Annotated in this window: 19 protein-coding genes; 8 read left to right on the top strand and 11 right to left on the bottom strand. The window is 69.2% G+C overall.

Features of this window, described 5'->3' with window-relative positions:
- Window positions 1-25 precede the first annotated feature (25 nt).
- The 10 genes from AC6R2M_RS07855 to AC6R2M_RS07810 all read right to left on the bottom strand — a co-directional run bounded on the left by AC6R2M_RS07855 (window position 26) and on the right by AC6R2M_RS07810 (window position 9,479).
- Window positions 26-1,495 (bottom strand): glycoside hydrolase family 25 protein, encoded by a 1,470-nt coding sequence (locus AC6R2M_RS07855; protein WP_500487133.1) that lies wholly within the window; start codon window positions 1,493-1,495, stop codon window positions 26-28.
- A gap of 311 nt (window positions 1,496-1,806) precedes the next feature.
- Window positions 1,807-3,936, bottom strand: coding sequence for a glycine--tRNA ligase subunit beta (glyS, locus tag AC6R2M_RS07850; protein ID WP_500487131.1), 2,130 nt, complete (start codon window positions 3,934-3,936; stop codon window positions 1,807-1,809).
- Between the two features lie 13 nt (window positions 3,937-3,949).
- Window positions 3,950-4,552, bottom strand: coding sequence for an AAA family ATPase (locus tag AC6R2M_RS07845; RefSeq protein ID WP_500487129.1), 603 nt, complete (start codon window positions 4,550-4,552; stop codon window positions 3,950-3,952).
- Between the two features lie 2 nt (window positions 4,553-4,554).
- Window positions 4,555-5,457, bottom strand: coding sequence for a KPN_02809 family neutral zinc metallopeptidase (gene ypfJ / locus AC6R2M_RS07840; protein ID WP_500487127.1), 903 nt, complete (start codon window positions 5,455-5,457; stop codon window positions 4,555-4,557).
- 74 nt (window positions 5,458-5,531) lie between these two features.
- A complete protein-coding gene (locus AC6R2M_RS07835; protein WP_500487125.1) occupies window positions 5,532-6,116 on the bottom strand; it encodes a Uma2 family endonuclease in 585 nt (194 codons plus the stop codon).
- A gap of 85 nt (window positions 6,117-6,201) precedes the next feature.
- Window positions 6,202-7,146 carry a glycine--tRNA ligase subunit alpha gene (locus AC6R2M_RS07830; RefSeq protein ID WP_500487123.1) on the bottom strand — a complete coding sequence of 315 codons (945 nt, stop codon included), beginning with the start codon at window positions 7,144-7,146 and terminating at the stop codon, window positions 6,202-6,204.
- A gap of 142 nt (window positions 7,147-7,288) precedes the next feature.
- Window positions 7,289-7,483, bottom strand: a complete 195-nt coding sequence (locus tag AC6R2M_RS07825; RefSeq protein WP_500487121.1) for a hypothetical protein — start codon at window positions 7,481-7,483, stop codon at window positions 7,289-7,291.
- A 75-nt stretch (window positions 7,484-7,558) separates the two neighbouring features.
- Window positions 7,559-8,404, bottom strand: coding sequence for a S49 family peptidase (locus AC6R2M_RS07820; RefSeq protein ID WP_500487119.1), 846 nt, complete (start codon window positions 8,402-8,404; stop codon window positions 7,559-7,561).
- Window positions 8,405-8,482: 78 nt separating this feature from the next.
- Complete coding sequence (locus tag AC6R2M_RS07815; protein WP_500487117.1) at window positions 8,483-9,274, bottom strand: tRNA1(Val) (adenine(37)-N6)-methyltransferase; 792 nt, start codon at window positions 9,272-9,274, stop codon at window positions 8,483-8,485.
- On the bottom strand, window positions 9,261-9,479 hold the full coding sequence (locus AC6R2M_RS07810; RefSeq protein ID WP_500487115.1) for a putative signal transducing protein: 219 nt from the start codon (window positions 9,477-9,479) through the stop codon (window positions 9,261-9,263). The genes AC6R2M_RS07815 and AC6R2M_RS07810 overlap by 14 nt, the downstream gene beginning before the upstream one ends.
- 129 nt (window positions 9,480-9,608) lie before the next feature.
- On the opposite strand from AC6R2M_RS07810, the gene AC6R2M_RS07805 reads away from it, so the two are divergent.
- The 4 genes from AC6R2M_RS07805 to moaB all read left to right on the top strand — a co-directional run bounded on the left by AC6R2M_RS07805 (window position 9,609) and on the right by moaB (window position 14,105).
- A complete protein-coding gene (locus AC6R2M_RS07805) occupies window positions 9,609-10,622 on the top strand; it encodes a polyprenyl synthetase family protein (RefSeq protein ID WP_500487113.1) in 1,014 nt (337 codons plus the stop codon).
- Window positions 10,623-10,807: 185 nt separating this feature from the next.
- Complete coding sequence (locus tag AC6R2M_RS07800; protein ID WP_500487111.1) at window positions 10,808-12,634, top strand: tetratricopeptide repeat protein; 1,827 nt, start codon at window positions 10,808-10,810, stop codon at window positions 12,632-12,634.
- A 20-nt stretch (window positions 12,635-12,654) separates the two neighbouring features.
- The gene (locus AC6R2M_RS07795) at window positions 12,655-13,560 is read left to right on the top strand and encodes a 4-(cytidine 5'-diphospho)-2-C-methyl-D-erythritol kinase (RefSeq protein WP_500487110.1); all 906 of its coding nucleotides are present in this window, start codon (window positions 12,655-12,657) and stop codon (window positions 13,558-13,560) included.
- The gene (gene moaB / locus AC6R2M_RS07790; RefSeq protein ID WP_500487109.1) at window positions 13,557-14,105 is read left to right on the top strand and encodes a molybdenum cofactor biosynthesis protein B; all 549 of its coding nucleotides are present in this window, start codon (window positions 13,557-13,559) and stop codon (window positions 14,103-14,105) included. The genes AC6R2M_RS07795 and moaB overlap by 4 nt, the downstream gene beginning before the upstream one ends.
- Here moaB and AC6R2M_RS07785 read toward each other — a convergent pair whose 3' ends face one another.
- Window positions 14,106-14,627 carry a hypothetical protein gene (locus tag AC6R2M_RS07785; protein ID WP_500487107.1) on the bottom strand — a complete coding sequence of 174 codons (522 nt, stop codon included), beginning with the start codon at window positions 14,625-14,627 and terminating at the stop codon, window positions 14,106-14,108.
- A gap of 121 nt (window positions 14,628-14,748) precedes the next feature.
- Between AC6R2M_RS07785 and AC6R2M_RS07780 the strand changes: the two genes are divergently transcribed.
- The 4 genes from AC6R2M_RS07780 (at window position 14,749) to der (ending at window position 19,714) form a co-directional block, all read left to right on the top strand.
- Window positions 14,749-15,906, top strand: a complete 1,158-nt coding sequence (locus AC6R2M_RS07780; RefSeq protein ID WP_500487105.1) for a PA0069 family radical SAM protein — start codon at window positions 14,749-14,751, stop codon at window positions 15,904-15,906.
- A 120-nt stretch (window positions 15,907-16,026) separates the two neighbouring features.
- Window positions 16,027-17,034 (top strand): ABC transporter substrate-binding protein, encoded by a 1,008-nt coding sequence (locus tag AC6R2M_RS07775; RefSeq protein WP_500487103.1) that lies wholly within the window; start codon window positions 16,027-16,029, stop codon window positions 17,032-17,034.
- Between the two features lie 276 nt (window positions 17,035-17,310).
- Window positions 17,311-18,270: a tetratricopeptide repeat protein gene (locus tag AC6R2M_RS07770; RefSeq protein WP_500487101.1), complete on the top strand. Its 960-nt coding sequence runs from the start codon at window positions 17,311-17,313 to the stop codon at window positions 18,268-18,270.
- 34 nt (window positions 18,271-18,304) lie between these two features.
- Entirely contained in the window at window positions 18,305-19,714 is a 1,410-nt protein-coding gene (gene der, locus AC6R2M_RS07765; RefSeq protein ID WP_500487099.1) for a ribosome biogenesis GTPase Der, read from the top strand.
- The last annotated feature ends 208 nt before the right edge of the window (window positions 19,715-19,922 follow it).

The following is a 19,922-nucleotide window of genomic DNA, read 5'->3' as shown; positions in this document are numbered from 1 at the left end:
CCGCCTTCGCCCGAATCCTGACGGCTTAGCGCGTGGCGCTGAACGCGCTGGAGACGCGGTCGTCGGAAAGCGCCAGCGAAACGCCGGTTTCGCGCGCGCCGACCGAGGATTGCCGCTCCGGCCCGTCGGCGGACGCGGCAGGAGGCGACGAGTGCTGACGGCGGGCCGAATCACGCAGTTCCGCCGCGATGCGGGAGCGCGCGATGGCGGTCTCGTCCACGGCGCGCGTCAGCTCCTCCTTCGTCACACCCGCAGGTCGCGACTCGGCCGAGCGAAGGATCGAACGCACGCTCTCCATCTCGCCGCCCAGCTGACCGGCGGCATCGAGGAGACCGGCCGACACGTCCTGCGTGCGCATCGGCGCGCGGCGCGGAACGGCGTCGCCGGGAATGTCGGGCTCGACGCGCTTGGCGCTCGTCGTCAACGCTTTCAGGAGCGGGCTCGGCCGCGTCGCCTGGCGCTGCTCCTCCCGGGCCGCCTCCGTCAGGAGCTGCAGCGGGTCGAGCGGCTTTCGGGCGGTCTCGCCCGGACCGTAGGCGGCCAGCGTCGTCAGCTCGTCGGAGGCCGGCTCCGGCGTCACGGCCGTGCCGTCGAGCTCGGCGATCAGCATCTCCGCCTCGGGGCCGACCGACGGCGTCGGCTCGTCGCCCACCAGCTCGTTGAAGGGCCACGCCTCCTTGAGCTCGGCCACCGTCAGCGGCGAGACGTTGACGTCGATGTCCGTCTTGGTGCCATCGACGCGGTAGGGGCAGCGGGTCTCCGAGCAATTGTGCATCGAAGCGAACTGCCAGAGCGCGTATTCCGGCCAGGTCTCTTCGGGGAAGCGCCCGGTGATGTCGTCGCGGTATCGCGCGTACCAGAGCGGCAGGCGCGACAGCAGCGGATACTTGTCGGCGTTGCGGGAGATGTACTCGGCGGTGTTGCCGTTCGTGTAGAGCACGGGATAGCGGCCGAGGCGGATGTTGATCTGCTCGGCGAAGACCTCGGCCTCGGCCAGCGACATCCACTCGTCGGGATCGTTGTCCTCGATGTCGAGCGCGATCAGCTCGTCCGGCTCGGGCTTGGCGAAGTCGATGAAATGGTCGGCCTGCTCGCGCGGATTGCCGGGGCGTCCGAGATGATAGGCGCCCCATTTGAGGCCCAGCATCTTCGCCATCTCGCGGCGGGTGAAGTAAAGCTCCTGCGTGACGGAGTACTTCCACCAGCGGTTCTGGCAGAGGCGCCGGTCGTCGCCGTCGAGCCCCCGGCAGGTCCAGGACGGCGGGAGGCCGTCCGACGCCTTGGAGACGAAGGCCGCGATCCGCTCGTCCGCCGTCATCGCGGCCCAGTTGATCGGATTGAACTCGTAGGCGTCGATGACGAGCGCGCGGCTCTCGTCCTTCCACGGCTGGTTCCACATGGCCGCCGCCGGTGCGGCGCCGGCCACCCAGGCGATCGCGGCGAAACCCAAAGAAAGTCGGCCGGCGGCCGAAACGGCCGCGCTCAGGTTCAGCATTCGGGATGTCCCCTCGTTGCCCACCCGAAAGCCGTCTCTTCCGGCCGACGCCGGTCCAGAGCGAGTTTCGGGCGATCTGCCCCATGCCTTGCAATCCGCCTCGAGACGAAAGCGGCGTTCGAGATGCAAGCCGGAGACCGCGAGGGGCCCTCCGTTGCACTGCGGCAACGGTTGACCATCGATTTCTGGCAGGTTCCGGGCCGCGTCATCACGTTGTCGTGAAAAGACGCGGCCAAAGCATGGCCGGCGCCGCTTCCGACCCGTCCATTACCTGCTCGAATGGTTACGCCACGCTTAACGTGGCGTTGGCGTCACGCGCCCGTGATCTTCGAGAAGTCGGCGACGCGCTCGGTGGCCTGCCGAATTCGCATGAGCAGCGCGAGGCGATTGGCCCGAAGGGTCTCGTCCTCGGCGTTCACGAGAACCTTGTCGAAGAAGGCGTCGGCGGGCTGGCGAAGGCGCGCCAGCGCGGACATGGCGCGCTCGTAGTCCTCGGCGTCCAGCGCCGCTGCGAGGTCGCCTTCCGCCGCCTCGACGGCCGAGAGCAAGGCGAGCTCCTCCGGCTCGACGAGAACGGACTTCGACACCTCGGGCGCGACCGCCGTCCCCTTCTTCTCCTCGGCGGCGAGGATGTTCGCCGCCCGCCTGTAGGCGGCGAGGAGGTTGCGGCCGTCCTCGGATTCCAGCAGCGAGCCCAGCGCCTTCACGCGGGAGGACACGTCGAGGAGGTCGTCCTTGGCCGCGCCGTCCGAACCGCCGGACAGGACGGCGTCCACCAGGTCGTGGCGCGCGCCCTCGTCGCGCAGCTGAACCTTCAGCCGGTCGTGGAAGAAGGAGAGGAGGTCGCCGGACGGGACGAGCGTGCCAAGCTTGAGGCGCAGCCGGTTCTCCAGGACGATGCGGATCACGCCCAGCGCCGCGCGGCGCAGCGCATAGGGGTCCTTGGAGCCGGTCGGCTTCTCGTCGATCGCCCAGAAGCCGACGAGCGTGTCGATCTTGTCGGCCAGCGCGACGGCGACCGCGACGGGGTCGGTCGGCACCCGGTCGCCGGGCCCGAGCGGCTTGTAATGATCCTCGATCGCGGCCTGCACGCTTTCCGCCTCGCCCTGGAGGCCGGCATATTTGCGGCCCATCAGGCCCTGCAGCTCGGGGAACTCGCCGACGGCTTCCGTCGTGAGATCCGCCTTGGCGAGGAGCGCGGCGCGCCGGGCCTCGCCGGCATCGGCGCCGACGAGGGGCGCCAGCGTCTCCGCCAGCGCCGCGATGCGGCGCACGCGCTGCCCCTGCGTGCCGAGCTTGGCATGGAAAGTGACGCCGAGCGCGTCGAGCTTGGCCATGCGCTGGTCGAGCGGCCTGGACGGGTCGAGCCCCAGCTCTGTAGCCACCGATCCGAGAGCGCCGAGATCCGGCAGATCGGCCTGATCCGTGTTCCAGAAATAGAGCGCGTCCGACAGACGGGCGCGCACCACCTTGCCGTTGCCGCGCGCGATCTCGGCACCGCCGTCGCTCGCCTCGATGTTGGAGACGAGCAGGAACCGGTTCGTCAGCCCCTCGCCGCCTTGGGATCGCAGCACGAAACATTTCTGGTTGGCGCGGATCGTCAGACGGATCATCTCGGGCGGGATCGCGAGGAAATCCTCCTCGAACTCACCCATGAGGACGACCGGCCATTCGACGAGGCCGGAGACCTCCTCCAGAAGCCCCTCGTCCTCCACGACCTCCAGCCCCCGGGCGAAGGCGAGGTTCTGCGCGTCGGCGCGGATGATCTCCTTACGGCGCTCGGCGTCGAGGACGACCTTGGCCGCCTCTAGCTTGACGACATAGTCATCGAAACGACGGACGGAGAATTCCTCGGGCGCATGAAAGCGGTGGCCGACCGTGCGGTTGCCCGAGCGGATGCCGTTGACCTCGAAATCGACGACGACCGTCTCGCCCATCTCGGGACCGAAGACGCAGAGGATCGACTGGAGCGGGCGCACCCAGCGCATGGAGCCGGGCTGGGCCGACGCCGGCCCCCAGCGCATCGACTTCGGCCAGGGGAAGTCGCGGATCACCGCCGGAACGATCTCGGCGACGATCTCCTCGGCCGGGCGGCCGGGCCGGGTGGCGACGGCGACGTAGAACTCGCCCTTCTTGTCGGACTGGATCGTCGCCTCGTCGATGGAGGCCAGACCGCTCGCGCGCAGGAAGCCGTCGATGGCGGGCTGCGGCGCGCCGACCTTCGGCCCCTTGCGCTCCTCGCGCGCATCCTTCGATTTCGCGTCGAGGCCGCGAATGTCGAGCGTCAGGCGGCGCGGCGTCCAGTACTCCCGCGCGCCCTCATAGGTGAGCCCTGCCTCCACCAGCGCGTTCGTGACGAGGCTCTTGAGGTCACCCGCCGCCTTGCGCTGCATGCGCGCGGGGATTTCTTCGGAGCGCAGTTCGAGAAGAAGGTCGGGCATCGAATACTCGGGATCACGATCGGTCGGACGCCGGTTCTCCTAGGCGCTCCGCCGTAGCGGGTAAAGGCATCGTCCGATCGACCAGCTCTTCGAAGCGTCTGACCTCGGCCGGCGACGTGAGGCGATGCCGGTTCGCGATCGTCGTGGTTTCGAAGAAGGCCGCCTGCCCCGGGCGGTAATGCTGCGGAAAGGTCCAGGCCCATCGCAGGAACTTTGGATCGAAGCGTTCCGGGCATCCAGCCGCCATGTCGGGGCGTGTTCGTCCGTAGGAGCCGAGAACACGCCGGACGACCCGAGCCATGCAGAGAGCCCGTGGGAGGTCGAGCCAGATGAGAGTGTCCGCGCGCTCGGCGCGCATCGCAAGCGTGCGCGAGTTGTTGCCGTCGAAGACCCATCCGTCACCCTGAATGGATTCTTCGATGTCCCCCGCGACCTCGTCCATCGACCGCGCGACCCAGCCCGGCTGCCAGTACAATTGATCGAAGTGGATGATCCGAAGACCCAACCGGTCCGCGAGACGGCGCGCCAGCGTGGACTTCCCGCTTCCCGGCGCGCCGAGAATCAGGATGTTTCGGCCGACCGGCCGGGCGGCCGGACGTTCATGACCGGCCCTCATGGTCAGAGCAGTTCGGAGAACGTGTCGCAGGATTCGGTGTCGCCGGTCTCGTAGCCGCGCTGGAACCATTCCTGCCGCTGCGCCGACGAGCCGTGGGTGAAACTGTCCGGCACGACCGTTCCCTGGCTCGACCGCTGCAACCGGTCGTCGCCGATCTGCCCCGCCGCGTTCATCGCCTCCTCGACATCGCCGGGCTGGATGTAGCCGGCCTCGTAGACGTCGTGGGCGAAGATGCCGGCATAGCAGTCGGCCTGGAGTTCGGTCGCGACCGAGACGCGGTTCGCCTGCGCCTCCGGCAGGCGGCGCCGCATCTCCTGCGACTGCGACAGGATTCCCGTGACGTTCTGGACGTGATGCCCGACCTCGTGCGCGATGACGTAGGCCTGCGCGAAATCGCCGGGCGCGCCGAGCTGTTCGGACAGCTGACGGAAGAAGGACAGGTCGAGATAGAGGCTGTCGTCCGCCGGGCAGTAGAACGGCCCCGTCGCCATGCCGGCCAGTCCGCAGCCGGACGAGACGCGGTTCTCGAACAGGACCAGCGTCGGCTCGGGATAGGTGGAGCCGGCCGCCTGGAATCGCGCGTTCCAGACGTCCTCGGTGTCGGCCAGGACCACGGCGACGAAGTCGTCCGTCTCGTCCGGCGTTCCCTGGACGCCCGGCCCCTGCGCGGTGCGCGTGGTCTGCGTCTGCTCGTAGCCGTTGTCCGCGAAGCCGAGAAGCGCCAGCGGGTTGATGCCGAAGAAGAGCCAGAGCGCCAGCGCGACCAGGATGATGCCGATGCCACCGCCGCCCCCGGCGCGGATCGGAATGTGCATGCCCCCGCCCCTTCGGCCGAAGCCGCCACCGCCGCCAGCACCGCGCCGGTCGGAGATGTTGGTGCTCTGGCGACGTCCTCTCCACTGCATGGGAGCGCTCCGCTTCGTTTCACGAAAGAGTTAGCGGACGGCGGCCGGATGGCGAGCGGCGATGAGACGGTCGTTCAGAGGGGTTGCAGCGGCGGACGCTTCCCGGGCTCGAGCGTGTCGTAGAGGTCGGAAAGGGAGAGGACGGCTCCGACTTCGGGGAACGGCACGCTGTCATCGAGCGACGCAAACCATTCGGCCGTCCAGCGACCGCCAGCTCGCCGATAGACCTTCACCGACACGACATCCGGCTCGACGAGGACGATCGCTTGTACGCTCGCAAGCGCCTTGTACTCGTCGAGCTTGTCCGTCGCATCGATGGCTGAGGTGCTGCGCGAGGTCACCTCGACGATGATCCGAGGTTCGCTCGCCGCGAGAGCGGACGGGTCGGAAGGACCGCAGTCGATGACGACGTCGGGGTAACGGATGCCATAGGCGCTCGTGCGGACCGCCGTGTCGCTCGCTGTCGTGCGGCAGCCGCTTCGCTTCAATTGCGGCACGAACGAAGCGACGATGTTGGCGACGACGACGCTGTGCGACTGCCGCGCGCCCGTCATGGCGCGCACGATCCGCCCGTCGACGAGTTCGTAGCGCTCCGGCTGGCGCATCGCCCAGGGCAGGAATTCGTCCGCCGTCACCCGGTCAGGCTTGGCAAGCGACATCTCGGCGATCTCCCTCGTTCCAGCTGGACCGAAGGATAGACCGGCTTCGGCCGGACGGCAAAGCGCCGCGGGGATCCCTCCAGCCTCAGGCGGCCGACCGGACCGCCCCGCCCGCATCCGTCTTGAGGAACGCCTCGCCGCAGGCCTTGGCGAGCGTGCGCACGCGCAGGATGTAGCTCTGGCGCTCGGTGACGGAGATCACGCCGCGCGCGTCGAGCAGGTTGAAGGCGTGGCTCGCCTTGATCGCCTGGTCGTAGGCGGGCAGCACGCAGCGATGGAACCCGCCCGTATCGCCCGGATCGCCGGCCTTCAGGATGGCGGCGCACTCGGCTTCCGCGTCGTCGAAATGCTGCAGCAGGAGCCGAGTGTCGGCGATCTCGAAGTTGAAGCGGGAATATTCCTGTTCGGCCTGCAGGAAGACGTCGCCATAGGTGACCTTCTCGGCGCCCTCGCGGCCGTTGAAGTTCAGATCGTAGACGTTGTCGACGTTCTGGACGTACATGGCCAAGCGCTCGAGCCCGTAGGTCAGCTCGCCCGCCACCGGCGCGCATTCGATGCCGCAGACCTGCTGGAAATAGGTGAACTGCGAGACCTCCATCCCGTCGCACCAGCATTCCCAGCCCAGGCCCCAGGCGCCGAGCGTCGGGCTTTCCCAGTCGTCCTCCACGAAGCGCACGTCGTGGAGCGCGGTGTCGATGCCGATCGCCTTGAGCGAACCGAGATAGAGCTCCTGGAGGTTCGACGGGTTCGGCTTCAGGATCACCTGATACTGGTAGTAGTGCTGAAGGCGGTTGGGGTTCTCGCCGTAGCGCCCGTCCTTGGGGCGACGCGACGGCTGGACATAGGCCGCGTTCCACGGCTTGGGGCCAAGCGCGCGCAGCGTCGTCGCCGGATGGAACGTGCCGGCCCCGACCTCCATGTCGTACGGTTGGAGAACCACGCAGCCGTAATCGGCCCAGTAACGGTGCAGCGCCAGGATCAGCCCCTGGAACGAGCGTTCGGGTCGCATGTGGGGGGCGAGTTCGGACATCGGACATTCCAACGGCGTCTGAGGGTTCGGGCGCTCGTTGCCATGACGGCGACGCCGGGGCAAGCGTCGGCCGGCCGTGCGCCCCGCAACGAACACGCGGGGGCGGTGCCTTTAAACGGATCGCCCGGCGCGCCGTCGTCCCTCAGTCCTTCTCGATCCGGTAGACCCCGTCGGCCCCGCGAACGAGCGTTCCGTGGGCGCTGGTGCGCTGTTCGGCCTCGTGGCGACGGCGCCGCTCGACCACCTTCACCGCATCCCGCTTGAACTGCTGGAAGCCGTAATAGGCGGCGGCACCGACGATGCCGAGGAGAACGAGCGGGGGCATGAGTTCGACCATCTGAAACCTTCCCCGTCTTTATCCGGCGGCACCACGGCGAAGTAAAGGCGCGCTCCGCTCTCCCCGAGGCCCGGATCACAGACCGTAGCGGGCGTACAGGGCGCGCTGTTCGGCCATGGCGAAGGCGGTCTCGACGGCCTCGGCCGAGGAGAGGCCGAAGCCGGCCGGCCGCGTGCCGAACAGGCTGCGCTTGGCCTGCATCATCACCGGCTTGACCGTCGGCCCGAACCGTTCGCGCAGGACCGAGCGCAGATCCCCGACCCGGTCGACGAGGCCCAGCTCCGCCGCCTTGGCGCCGGTCCAGAAGAGCCCGGTGAAGAGGTCCGGATCGTCCTTCAGGCGCGCGCCCCGGCTGTCGCGCACGAGTTCGATGAAGGTGGCGTGGATTTCGAGCTGCAGGCGCTTCAGGTGCTCGACGTCCTCCGGACGCTCCGGGCGGAACGGATCGAGGATCGCCTTGTTGGTTCCGGCGGTGTGGACGCGGCGCTCGACGCCGATCTTATCGAGAAGCTCGACGAAGCCGAAGCCGCCCGAGACGACCCCGATCGAGCCCACGATCGAGGACGGATCGGCGACGATCGTGTCGCCCGCGCAGGCGATCATGTAGCCGCCGGAGGCCGCGACGTCCTCGCAGAAGACGATGACCTCCTTGTTCTTCTCGGCCGCCAGATCGCGGATGCGGCGATGGATGAGCCGCGACTGGACCGGCGAGCCGCCGGGCGAGTTGACCTGGATCGCGACGGCCGGAGCCGCCTTGTTGGCGAAGGCCTTTTCGAGGAGCGGCGCGACGACGGCCATCGACACGGTCTGCCGGAGCGGCCCGCCGCCGGCCATGATCGCGCCGTTGATCCGCACGACGGGAACGACCGTTTCCTCTTTCCGGTATCCCTTCGGGAGAAGTCGCTTCAGGGGATTGGGCACGCGGGACCGTCTTTCGCTCTGGAACTCGATATCCTGCCGCATGTAGGCGCGCGCCCCGCCCCCGCAAAGCGGCGAAGGTCAGGGGCGGCGAACGACGATCCCGATGTCGAACGCGCCGTCGGCGATCGCCTTCGAGACCGCCTCCGAGCCGGGGCCGTGGAGGTCGAGCCCGGGAAGGATCGACAGGCCCTCCCGCGAACCGGCCCGCGCGCCGACGAGGATGCGCAGGGCCGCCCCCGGCCGCGTGTGGACGGGAAGCACCGTCAGCGCGCCGAGCCTCCGGTCGAGGGCCTCGATCACCACCGGAAGGTCGGCCGGGCGCGCGACCAGGACGAGCTCTCCCCTGGGAGCCACCAGTGCGGCGCTTGCGCGCAGCCAACGCCGGAGGAAGTCGGGCTCCGGCGCGAACAGGGCCGCATCGCGCGCAGCGTCGGGCGAGCGGCGATGATCGCCCGGGAAGAAGGGCGGGTTGGTCAGGACCAGGGCGAAGCGGCCGTCGTGCAGGCCGGCGGCGTCCCGCGTCCTGCGCCCAGCGAGAATGTCCGTGTGTGCGACCGTCAGCCGCGAGGCCAAGCCCTCGTTGGCCGGATCGCTTACCGAGGCCGTCAGACGCTCGACCGCCGCCGCGTCATTCTCCACCAGCGTGACGGCAAGCTCCGGCGCGCGGACCGCCGCGCCGAAGCCGACGGCACCCGTCCCGGCCCCGATGTCCGCGCATTCGCCTCGCGCGCCGCCCGGAACGCATGCGGCGAGCAGCATGGCGTCGAGACCCGCCCGAAACCCCCGGCCGAAGGGCTGATGCAGATGGAAGCGGCCGCCGAAGAAGCGGTCGATCCGCGACGCGGCCTGGGGCTCGTCAGATGAGTTCATGGCCGAGATCGGCGTCGCGCAGGATCCGCCTTGCCTGCTCGATCCAGCTCTCCTCCACGAGGATTCGGCGCGGCAGGACGCCGATCGATCCGTCGAGGATGCTCATGTGGCTGTCGGCCACCATGTGCGGAACGCCGCCGTCCTTCAGAAGAGCGTCCACGAAGGAGATGAGGACCGGATCGGTGGTTCGCAGGAGCTCGAGCATGGCGCGAGGTGTCGGACAAAAGCCTGCACGCCGCAAGCTCGGCGTTCGCGACTGCATCATCGGACCATCATCGGCGCTTGCCCGCACCTCGCAGCCGGTCTATGCCCGCCGCAACAGTCGGAGTTCGTCTTGAGCCTTGCCAAACCCCAAGCCGAGGGGACCGCGCGGCCTTCCATCGCCGCGATCGTCGACCTCACACGCGACGACATGCAGAGCGTCAACGCGCTCATCCTGTCGATGGCCGGATCGAACGTCGAGCTGATCCCCGAGATCGCCGAGCATCTGATCTCGTCCGGCGGCAAGCGGCTGCGGCCGATGCTGACCATCGCCTCCTCCCTCGCCTACGGCTATTCGGGCGACGGGCACGTGAAGCTCGCGGCCAGCGTCGAGTTCCTGCACACCGCAACGCTCCTTCACGACGACGTGGTGGACGAGAGCGATCTGCGGCGCGGCAAGAGCACCGCCCGGCGCATCTGGGGCAATCAGGCCAGCGTCCTCGTCGGCGACTACCTCCTCGGCCAGGCCTTCAAGATGATGGTGGAGGTCGGGTCCATGCCCGCTCTCGCCATCCTGTCCAACGCCTCCGCCGTCATCGCCGAGGGCGAGGTCTGGCAGCTTTCGGCGGCCAAGCGGCTGACGACGAACGAGGCGGACTATCTGGCCGTCATCGACGCCAAGACGGCCGCCCTCTTCGCCGCGGCCTGCGAGGTCGGCCCCGTGATCGCCGGAGCCGGCGACGCGGAGCGCGAGGCCATGCGGCGCTATGGCCGGGATCTCGGCATCGCCTTCCAGCTGGTCGACGACATCCTGGACTACGGGTCGAGCGCGGACGCCCTCGGCAAGAATGCCGGCGACGATTTCCGCGAGGGCAAGATCACCCTGCCGGTGATCCTCGCCGTCGAGAAGGCCGACGAGGCCGAGCGCGCCTTCTGGAGCCGCGCCTTCGAACATGGCGAGAACGGCGAGGACGCCTTCAAGGAGGCGCTGCGCCTCCTCGACCGGCACGGCGCGCTGGAGACCTCCCGCCAGAAGGCGCTGCGCTACGGCGATTCGGCTCTCGAAGCGGTCCGCACCCTGCCGCCCTCCGAGGCCAGGGACGCGCTCGTCGACGTCGTCGCCTTCTGCATCGACCGCATCAACTGAGCGAGGGACACAGCCTCGACCGCGCAAGATCGCCCCAGGCCGGCCGCAAAACGGCCAAGCTGATTCCCGACGAGTTGGAGCTGCGCTATCATGCGCGTCACCGTTCGAACGCTTCGGGCGGGTCCTGTACGATTTCCTGCGACGCGGCCCTGTGGCCGCCCGTTCGCGAAAGGATGAACCCACCCGTGCCGATCCCGAGCCTCGCCCGTTCCGCGCTCCTGGCCGCGGTTGCCGCTCTGGCGGTCCACGCCTCGCTGCCACAGGCTCTCGCCACGGAGCGCCCCGCCGTGAGCGCCGAGACGGTCGCCGGGGCCTATCTCGCCGCCAAGGCGGCGCAGTCGAGCGGCGCGCTGGACGTGGCGGCGGACTATTTCGAACGGGCGCTGGAGCTCGACCGCACCTCTCAGGTCCTGCGCCAGGAGGCGATGTTCGCCTTCTTCGCCGAAGGACGCTTCGAGGAGGGAATCGAACTCGCCCGCGAGCTCGCCTCCGACATCGACGCCGGCAAGGTGGCCCGCATCGCCCTCGGCCTCGAGGCGATCCGCCAGGACGAGCCGGCCGATGCCGTGGACCAGTTCGACATCTCCGACACGAGCGAGTTCGACAGCCTGCTGGTCGGGCACCTCTCGGCCTGGGCCCTGGCGCAGGACGGCCGCTTCGACGAGGCGCAGGCCCGCATCGACGAGACGACGGGTCCCGCCTGGTTCCCGATCTTCAACCTGTACCAGAAGGGCCTGATCGCGGCGCTCGGCGGTGACGATGCAGAAGCTCGCCGCGTTCTCGGCGCGCTCATTTCCGATCCGGCCTCGGTGCAGAGCTCGCCGGACGCCTATCTCGCCGCCGTGGAAGCGCTCGCCCGCATCCAGGCGCGCGCCGGCGACGTGGACGAGGCGATCGAGACGCTGGACGGCGGCCTCGACCTCGCCCCCACCTACGACCCGCTCGTCCATCTTCGCGCCCGCCTCCAGATCGGCGACGGCTCGCCGGTCGAGGCGCCGATCGAGACGGCCCGCGACGGCGCGGCCGAAGCGCTCTACACGCTTGGACAGGCGATCAATCGCGGCGACGGGCAGGACGTCGCCCTTCTCTACTTCCAGTTCGCGGACGCGGTGTCGCAGACGAGCTCGCCGAAGCTCCTGACGGCCCTGGCGGGCGCTGCCGAGCGCACCTCGCGCATCGACCGGGCCATCGACTACTACCAGCAGATCCCGGAGGATTCGGCCTTCCGCCGGACCGCCGACCTGCAGATGGGTCTCGACCTCTGGTACGCCGACCGCCGGGAGGAGGCGCGCGACCAGCTCGCCAAGGCCGTCGAGGCCTATCCGGACGACCTGCAGACGCATCTCGCCTATGCCGACGTCCTCTCGGCCGACAAGCAGTACGAGGAAGCGGCGGCGATCCTGGACCGCGCTCTGGAAATCGCGCCCGAAGGCGGCGCGAACAACTGGAGCATCTATTACCAGCTCGGCATCGCCTACGAGCGGATGAAGGAGTGGGACAAGGCCGAGCCGAACTTCCGGCGCGCGCTCGAACTCTCGCCGGACCAGCCGCAGGTGCTGAACTATCTCGGCTATTCGCTGGTCGACATGAACCGCAATCTCGACGAAGGGCTGGAGATGATCCGGACCGCCGTCGATCTGCGCCCGAACGAAGGCTACATCATCGATTCGCTGGGCTGGGCCTATTACCGCCTCGAACGGTTCGACGAGGCGGTGGAGCAGTTGGAACGCGCGGTTCTGATCTCGCCGACCGAGCCGACGATCAACGACCATCTGGGCGACGCCTATTGGCGCGTCGGCCGCGAGCGCGAGGCCCGCTTCCAGTGGCAGCGCGCGCTGAACTCGACGCCCGCGCCGGAGCCCGAGGTTGCCGAGAAGATCAAAATCAAGCTGGAAGAGGGGCTGGGTCCGGTCGGCTCCGACCTGGAGGACGAGGACGACGCGTCCGACGTCCGTCAGGAGCGCGCCTCCAACGCCGCCGGGACCGAAGAGCCCGCCGCCCTTCCCAACTGATCCCAACCCGGATGGACGGCGTGCCTGAAAGCGGCTCGGGGACACGACGCGTCCGCGCACCGGCGAAGATCAACCTTTCCCTGCACGTCGTGGGAAAGCGCGAGGACGGCTACCATCTCCTCGACGGGCTGGTCGTCTTCACCGAGCTGGGCGACGAACTGGCGATCTCGCCCGCCGCCGCCGACCGGCTCGTGATCGACGGGCCGATGGCCGAAGGCGTTCCGCTGGCGGGCAACATCGTCGTCCACGCCCTGGCTCTCGCGCGGCAGGTCGCAGTCGAGCACGGGATCGACACTCCTCCGCTGACGATCGCGCTGACGAAGAACCTTCCGTCGGCGGCGGGCATCGGAGGCGGCTCGGCGGACGCGGCAGCCCTCCTGCGCCATCTCGGCGAGACCTATCCCGCGTTGCAGCTCCCGCTCGCGAAGGCCACCGCCCGGCTCGGGGCCGACGTGCCGATGTGCCTGACCGGCGCGCCCTCGCGCATCACCGGGATCGGCGAGGCGATCGAGCCGCTGGCTTCGATGCCGCCGCTCGACATGGTGCTGGTGAACCCGAGGATCGCGGTGCCGACGCCGGCCATCTTCGCGAGGCTGCGGACGGCCGACAATCCGCCGCCGCCCGCCGTCCCGCCTCAGGGCTTCGCGACGCTCTCCTCCCTCGCGGACTTCCTGAAGTCCTGCCGCAACGATCTGTCCGAACCCGCTGAAAGTCTTGCGCCCGTCGTGATCGAGGCCCTCGCCTCGCTGCGCGGTGACGGGGCGCTCCTCGCGCGCATGTCGGGCTCCGGCGCGACCGTCTTCGGCCTCTTCGGATCGGCCGAGGATGCGAAGGCGGCGGCAGCCGCCCTGAAGGACGCGCATCCGCATTGGTGGGTGGAGGCGACGCGCAGCTTCGGGTCGACGAACGCAAGGAATGCCGCATGACCGACACGCAGCGCGAATTCGTGCCGCTCTCGATCGCCGTCCTCACCGTGTCCGACACGCGGACGATGGAAGACGATCGCTCCGGGCAGACGCTCGTCGAGCGGCTGGAGGCTGCCGGCCACAGGCTCGCGGACCGTGCGATCGTGCCGGACGACATCGAGGCCATCCGCAAGACCGTGCTCGCCTGGTGCCGCGACCCCGCGATCGACGTGGTGGTGACGACGGGCGGAACGGGCTTCACCGGGCGGGACGTGACCCCGGAGGCGCTGGAGCCGATCTTCCAGAAGCGGATGGACGGCTTCTCGGCCGTGTTCCACCGCATCTCCTTCGACAAGATCGGCGTCTCCACCATCCAGTCGCGCGCGACCGCCGGGGTGATCGACGCGACCTTCGTCTTCGCCCTGCCCGGCTCTCCCGGCGCCTGCCGGGACGGCTGGGACCATGTCCTGCAGCCGCAGCTCGACTATCGCCACCGGCCCTGCAATTTCGTGGAGATCATGCCGCGCCTCGACGAGCATCTGCGACGCGGCGGCCGCTCGGCCTGATCAGCAGCGCTCCAGGCTCGAGGGCGGCGCGATGCGCGCGCTGAGAACGCTCGTCGATACGGTCGCGGCCAACTCGCCGAGCCGCATCCCGATCCTGTAGCGCTCCGAAAGGACCCGTCGCGGCGCCAGTACGCCGCGCTCCAGACGTTTGCCGCGCGCCAGGACCGGCAGGCCCCAGCGATCGAGCGGGCCGGAGGCGAAGCGCGCCGCCCTGCCGCGCGCGCCGCCGGTGCGCAGGTGGATGGTCGCCGTCTCGATCCATCCTCTCGACAGCGTGCTGCCGGCTTCGAGCAAGAGGAGCCATTCGCTCGACCCGCCCTGGAGAACGTCCCCGACCTCCTGGGCGCCGCGAAGAACGCATCCGGCGTCGTCCGCGATGCGTCGGGCGTTCGGGCCGATGCCGCGATCGAAGACCACGACGTCGCGGATCAGGCCGTCCACCGCCGCAGGCACGAGACAGGCGAGCGTCGCCTGCAAGGCGGCCGCACGGTCGTCGCGCATCTCGATCATGACTGTGATCATCGTCGGCATTGATAGACTGCCGCGGGCGGCACCGCCAGAGCGGTGGCCCCGAAGCGGTTTGTTCTTGTATTGTTCTCGTTCCGGCATTAACTTCGTATTCACACCACGGAGTGAACGAGCCATGCAGGAGATCACGACCGCCGACCGTCTGGCCTTCTCGCGAATCGCGGGATCGGAGATCGCGGCGCAACTCGTCGCCCGCTCGGGCGTGCGCGTCGGCGATACGAGGCGCCGGGGCCGCGGCGCGGGGATCAATCCCTCGGGACGTTTCGAGCCCTTCGCCCGGACCGCGTTCGACGACGGGTGGGACAGCCTGGAGGATTTGCCGCCCTTCCGCACGCAGGTTCAGGTCGAGAAGCCGCGCACCATCGTCACGCGGAACACGTCGCCCGACATCTCCTTCGACCGGTCCATCAACCCGTATCGCGGATGCGAGCACGGCTGCGTCTACTGCTTCGCGCGGCCGAGCCACGCCTATATGGGGCTTTCGCCCGGCCTCGATTTCGAGTCCAAGCTCTTCGCCAAGCCCGACGCGCCGGAGCTTCTGGAGGCGGAACTGTCGAAGCCCGGCTACGAGGTCCGCACGATCGCCATCGGGACCAACACCGATCCCTATCAGCCGATCGAGAAGGAATGGCGGCTGATGCGCCGGATCCTGGAGGTGCTGGAGGCGGCGAACCATCCAGTCGGCATCGTCACGAAGTCGGCGCTCGTGCTGCGCGACATCGACATTCTGGAGCGCATGGCCGCGAAGGGGCTGGTGAAGGTCGCGCTGTCGGTCACGACGCTCGATCGCAAGCTGGCCCGGACGATGGAGCCGCGCGCGGCGACGCCGGCCAAGCGGCTGGAGGCGGTGAAGGCGCTCAGCGCCGCGGGCGTTCCGACCATGGTGATGACGGCGCCGATCATTCCGGGCCTGACCGACAGCGAGATCGAGCGTCTTCTTGAGGGCGCGAAGGAGGCCGGGGCGAAGGAGGCGGGCTACGTTCTCCTGCGGCTTCCGCTGGAGGTCTCGCCGATCTTCAAGGACTGGCTGCTGCAGCATTTCCCGGACCGCTACCGCCACGTTCTCTCGCTCCTGCGCTCCATGCGGGACGGCAAGGACTACGATGCGGAATGGGGAAAGCGCATGCGCGGCAGCGGGCCTTACGCGATGCAGATCCGCCGGCGCTTCGAGCTCGCGGCCCGGCGCCTGGGCCTGAACGAGACCCGCTCGGTGCTTCGCACGGACCTGTTTCGCGCGCCGCGCGGAGCCGGAGTGCAGCTGGCGCTTCTGTAGAAGCGTTTGCGGCGAGCGGTCGCAGAGGATGGGTTGCGCCCTATGATTCAGCTCCTCGTTGCGCCACCCTCGCAGCGACCCTGTCCCCGCGCGCTTCGCGCCCTTCGGAGATTCCGGCCCATGCGTGCCCTTCTGTTGGCTTCCACCGCCGTCCTGACCCTCGGAACGGGGGCCGCCTTCGCGCAGGATTCGCAGCCCGCCGAGTGCGGCACGATCCGCATCGCCTCGATGAACTGGGCCTCGGCCGAGACCATGGCGGCGATCGACCAGTTCATCCTTCAGAACGGTTTCGGCTGCGACGCGCAGCTCGTCCCCGGCGACACGATGCCGACCTTCACCTCCATGACCGAGCGGGGCGAGCCGGACGTCGCGCCCGAGATGTTCGTGAACCAGTTCCGCGAGCAGATCGACGCGGCCGTTTCCGAGGGGCGGATCGAGTACGGCGCGATGGTCCTGTCGGACGGCCCGCAGGAGGGCTTCTGGATTCCGCAGTACATCGCCGACGCGAATCCCGACATCCAGACCGTCGCCGACGCCTTCGCGCGCCCGGACCTCTTCCCCTCGCCGGAGAACCCGGACCAGGGCGCGGTCTACGACTGCCCGGCGGGCTGGGGCTGCCAGATCATGCTGCGCAACTATTTCCGCGCCTATGACGGCGAGGAGAACGGCTTCGTCCTGGTCGACACGGGTTCGTCGGCCGGGCTCGACGGCTCGATCGCCAACGCCTTCGAGAACGAGCGCGGCTGGCTCGGCTACTACTGGTCGCCGACGCCCATCGTCGGCCGCTACCCGATGAAGCTGCTCGACTTCGGCGTGCCCTTCGACCAGGCGGAATGGGAGAACTGCACCACGCAGCCCGACTGCGCCGACCCGCAGCCCAATGCCTGGACGCCCGGAGAGGTCTACACCCTGCTGACGCCGGGCATCGCCGAGCGCGCGCCGCAGGCGGCGGAGTATCTGAACACCCGGGCCTGGCCGAACGACGTCGTGAACGCCGTGCTCGCCTGGAAGGACGAGAACCAGGCGACCGGCGAGGACGCGGCGTTCCACTTCCTGGAGACCCAGCCGGACGTCTGGAAGGCCTGGGTCTCGCCTGAGGTCGCCGAGCGCATCGAAGCCGCGCTCTGACGATCCGCGGCGGGGTGCTCGACATCGGCGCCCCGCCCGGCCTTCCTGCGGCGATCCGCAGGCGGGCCCGCTTAGAGCGCCCGCTCGCCTCGAAGCGGACGGACGTTCGAGGACGACGCCTCGCCGAGCACAGACATGGGCACGAGCCGCGTGGCGCCCATCGTGGGGCCGGGACCTATCGTTTCGCCCGAAAATCGTTAGAACGCCGGTGACGTCCAAGACAGCGCGCCGTTTGAAAGATGCGGTCGCGCACCGATTCACAGGTGTAGCCGGCCCATGAGCGACGATACCTTCATTCGCGAAGTGAACGAGCAGATGCGCCGCGAGCGCATGGAAGGCGTGTGGAAGCGCTTCGGCAAGTTCGTCATCGCCGGTGTCGTCCTCGTCATTCTCGCCACCATCGCCTACGTCGTGTGGGAACGGCAGCAGGCCGCGCGCGCGGCTGCCGACGGCGACCGCTATTTCGCGGCCGTCGATCTCGCCTCCGCCGGCGACACGCAGGGCGCGGTGGCCGCCTTCGAGGATCTCGCCTCGGACGGCGTCGGCGCCTATCCGCACCTCGCGCGCCTGCGCATCGCCGCGACCCTGGCGGCGGACGGCGACCGGTCCGGCGCCGTCGCGGCGCTCGACGAGGTCGCGAACTCGTCCGCGCCCCAGGCGCTGCGGGACGTCGCGGCCGTGCGGGCGGCCTATCTTCTCGTCGACGACGGGACGCCCGACGACGTGCGCGCACGCGTCGAGCGGCTGACCAGCGAGGCGTCCGCCCTGCGCCATCCGGCGCGCGAAGCCATCGGCCTCTCGCTTTGGCGCGCGGGCGACGGCAAGGCGGCCCGCCCCTTCTTCCAGCAGATCAGCGAGGATCTGAGCGCGCCGTCGGGCATCGTCCAGCGTGCCGGCCTGATGCTCGACCTGATCGACGCCGGCACGACGCTGCCGGAGCCGGGTGCGACGCCCGCCGAACCGGACCCGGCCGAGCCGGCGGCGATCGCGCCGGTGCCGGGCGCGGTGGACCCCCTCGTCGAGGCTCCGGCCGAGCCGGAGGCCGGCCCGGTCGATGCTCCCGCCGAGCCGGCGACCGCCGACCCCGCGATGACGACGCCGCTGACCGAGCAGCTGGATCTGCCGCAAGCGGACGAGCCGGCTGACGAAGCCGCGCCCGCCGAGGACCCGGCGGGCGAGGCCGACATCTCGAACGAGCCCTCGCCCGTCGCGCCCGGCGCCGCACCGCCCTCCTGATCGCTCGCACTCCTTCTCGAAGGCGAACACTCCCATGGCCACCATCGCCATCATCGGCCGCCCGAATGTCGGCAAGTCCACGCTCTTCAACCGTCTCGTCGGCAAGCGGCTCGCGCTCGTCGACGACCGGCCGGGCGTCACGCGCGACCGCCGCGAAGGCGAAGCGTCGCTTCTCGACATCGCCTTCACGGTCATCGACACCGCCGGGCTGGAGGATGCGTCCGCCGACAGTCTCGAAGGCCGGATGAAGGCGCAGACGGAGGCCGCCATCGACGCGGCCGACCTCTCGCTCTTCGTCGTCGATTCCAAGATCGGCATCACCGCCGACGACGCGGTCTTCGGCGAGCTCCTGCGCCGTCGCGGGCGCCCCGTGGTGCTCGTCGCCAACAAGGCTGAGGCGCGCGGGTCCGACGAAGGATTCTACGACGCCTTCGCGCTGGGGCTCGGCGAGCCGGTCGCGATCTCGGCCGAGCACGGCGAGGGCATGGGCGACCTTCGCGACGCGATCGTCGGCGCTCTGGGCGAGGCCGTCTTCGAGGACGAGGTCGAGCCCGCCGAGACCGCCGTCGACGTCGTCCTGGACGAGGACGGCGAGCCCGTCGAGACCTACGACGACACCAAGCCGCTGCGCATCGCGATCGTCGGGCGTCCGAACGCCGGCAAGTCGACGCTGGTCAACCGTTTCCTCGGCCAGGACCGGCTGCTGACGGGACCGGAAGCGGGCATCACGCGCGATTCCATTTCCGTCGAATGGGAATGGCGCGGCCGCCGCGTGAAGATGTTCGACACGGCGGGCCTGCGCCGCAAGGCGAAGGTGCAGGAGAAGCTCGAGAAGCTCTCCGTCGCCGATGCGCTGCGCGCCATCAAGTTCGCCGAAGTGGTCGTCGTCGTGCTCGACGCGACGGTGCCCTTCGAGCGCCAGGACCTGCAGATCGCCGACCTCATCGAGCGTGAGGGCCGCGCCCCGGTCATCGCCTTCAACAAATGGGACATGATCGAGGACCGGCAGGCCGTCCTGGCGGACCTGCGCGAGCGCACGGAGCGGCTGCTGCCGCAGATGCGCGGCATCGAGGCCGTGCCGATCTCCGGCGAGACCGGCGCCGGGCTCGACCGGCTGATGCAGTCCATCGCCAAGACCCACGCGACGTGGAACCGGCGAATCTCCACCGCGAAGCTGAACCAGTGGCTGGAGCGGACCGTCTCGCACCACCCGCCCCCGGCCGTCGCCGGGCGCCGCGTGAACGTGAAGTACATGACGCAGGTGAAGACCCGGCCGCCCACTTTCGTGATCTCGACGACCCGGCCCGAAGCGCTGGGAGCGTCCTACACGCGCTATCTGGTCAACGGGCTGCGGCAGGACTTCGCCCTTCCCGGCGTGCCGATTCGCATCCATCTGCGCAAACCGGCCAATCCGTACGCGTCTAGGAAAAAAAGGGCACACTGAGGGAACCATCCGGCGATCGGGCGCGAAACGCCCGGAGATCGCCTCATTTCCGGGTTGTTAACCAAGATACAAGGTTAATGCCCGACGATGTGCTCCTGTTAATAGAATGGGGCGGGCACATCGCATGAGGGACGGTCGATTGGGGGACTTCGTGCGGCGAGACGTTGGATCGATTGCGCGCGGCTGCGCGCGCACTGTTGTTCTGTCC

It is taken from the genome of Aureimonas sp. CAS (assembly GCF_059838215.1).
This window is presented reverse-complemented; position numbering and strand designations above follow the sequence as displayed.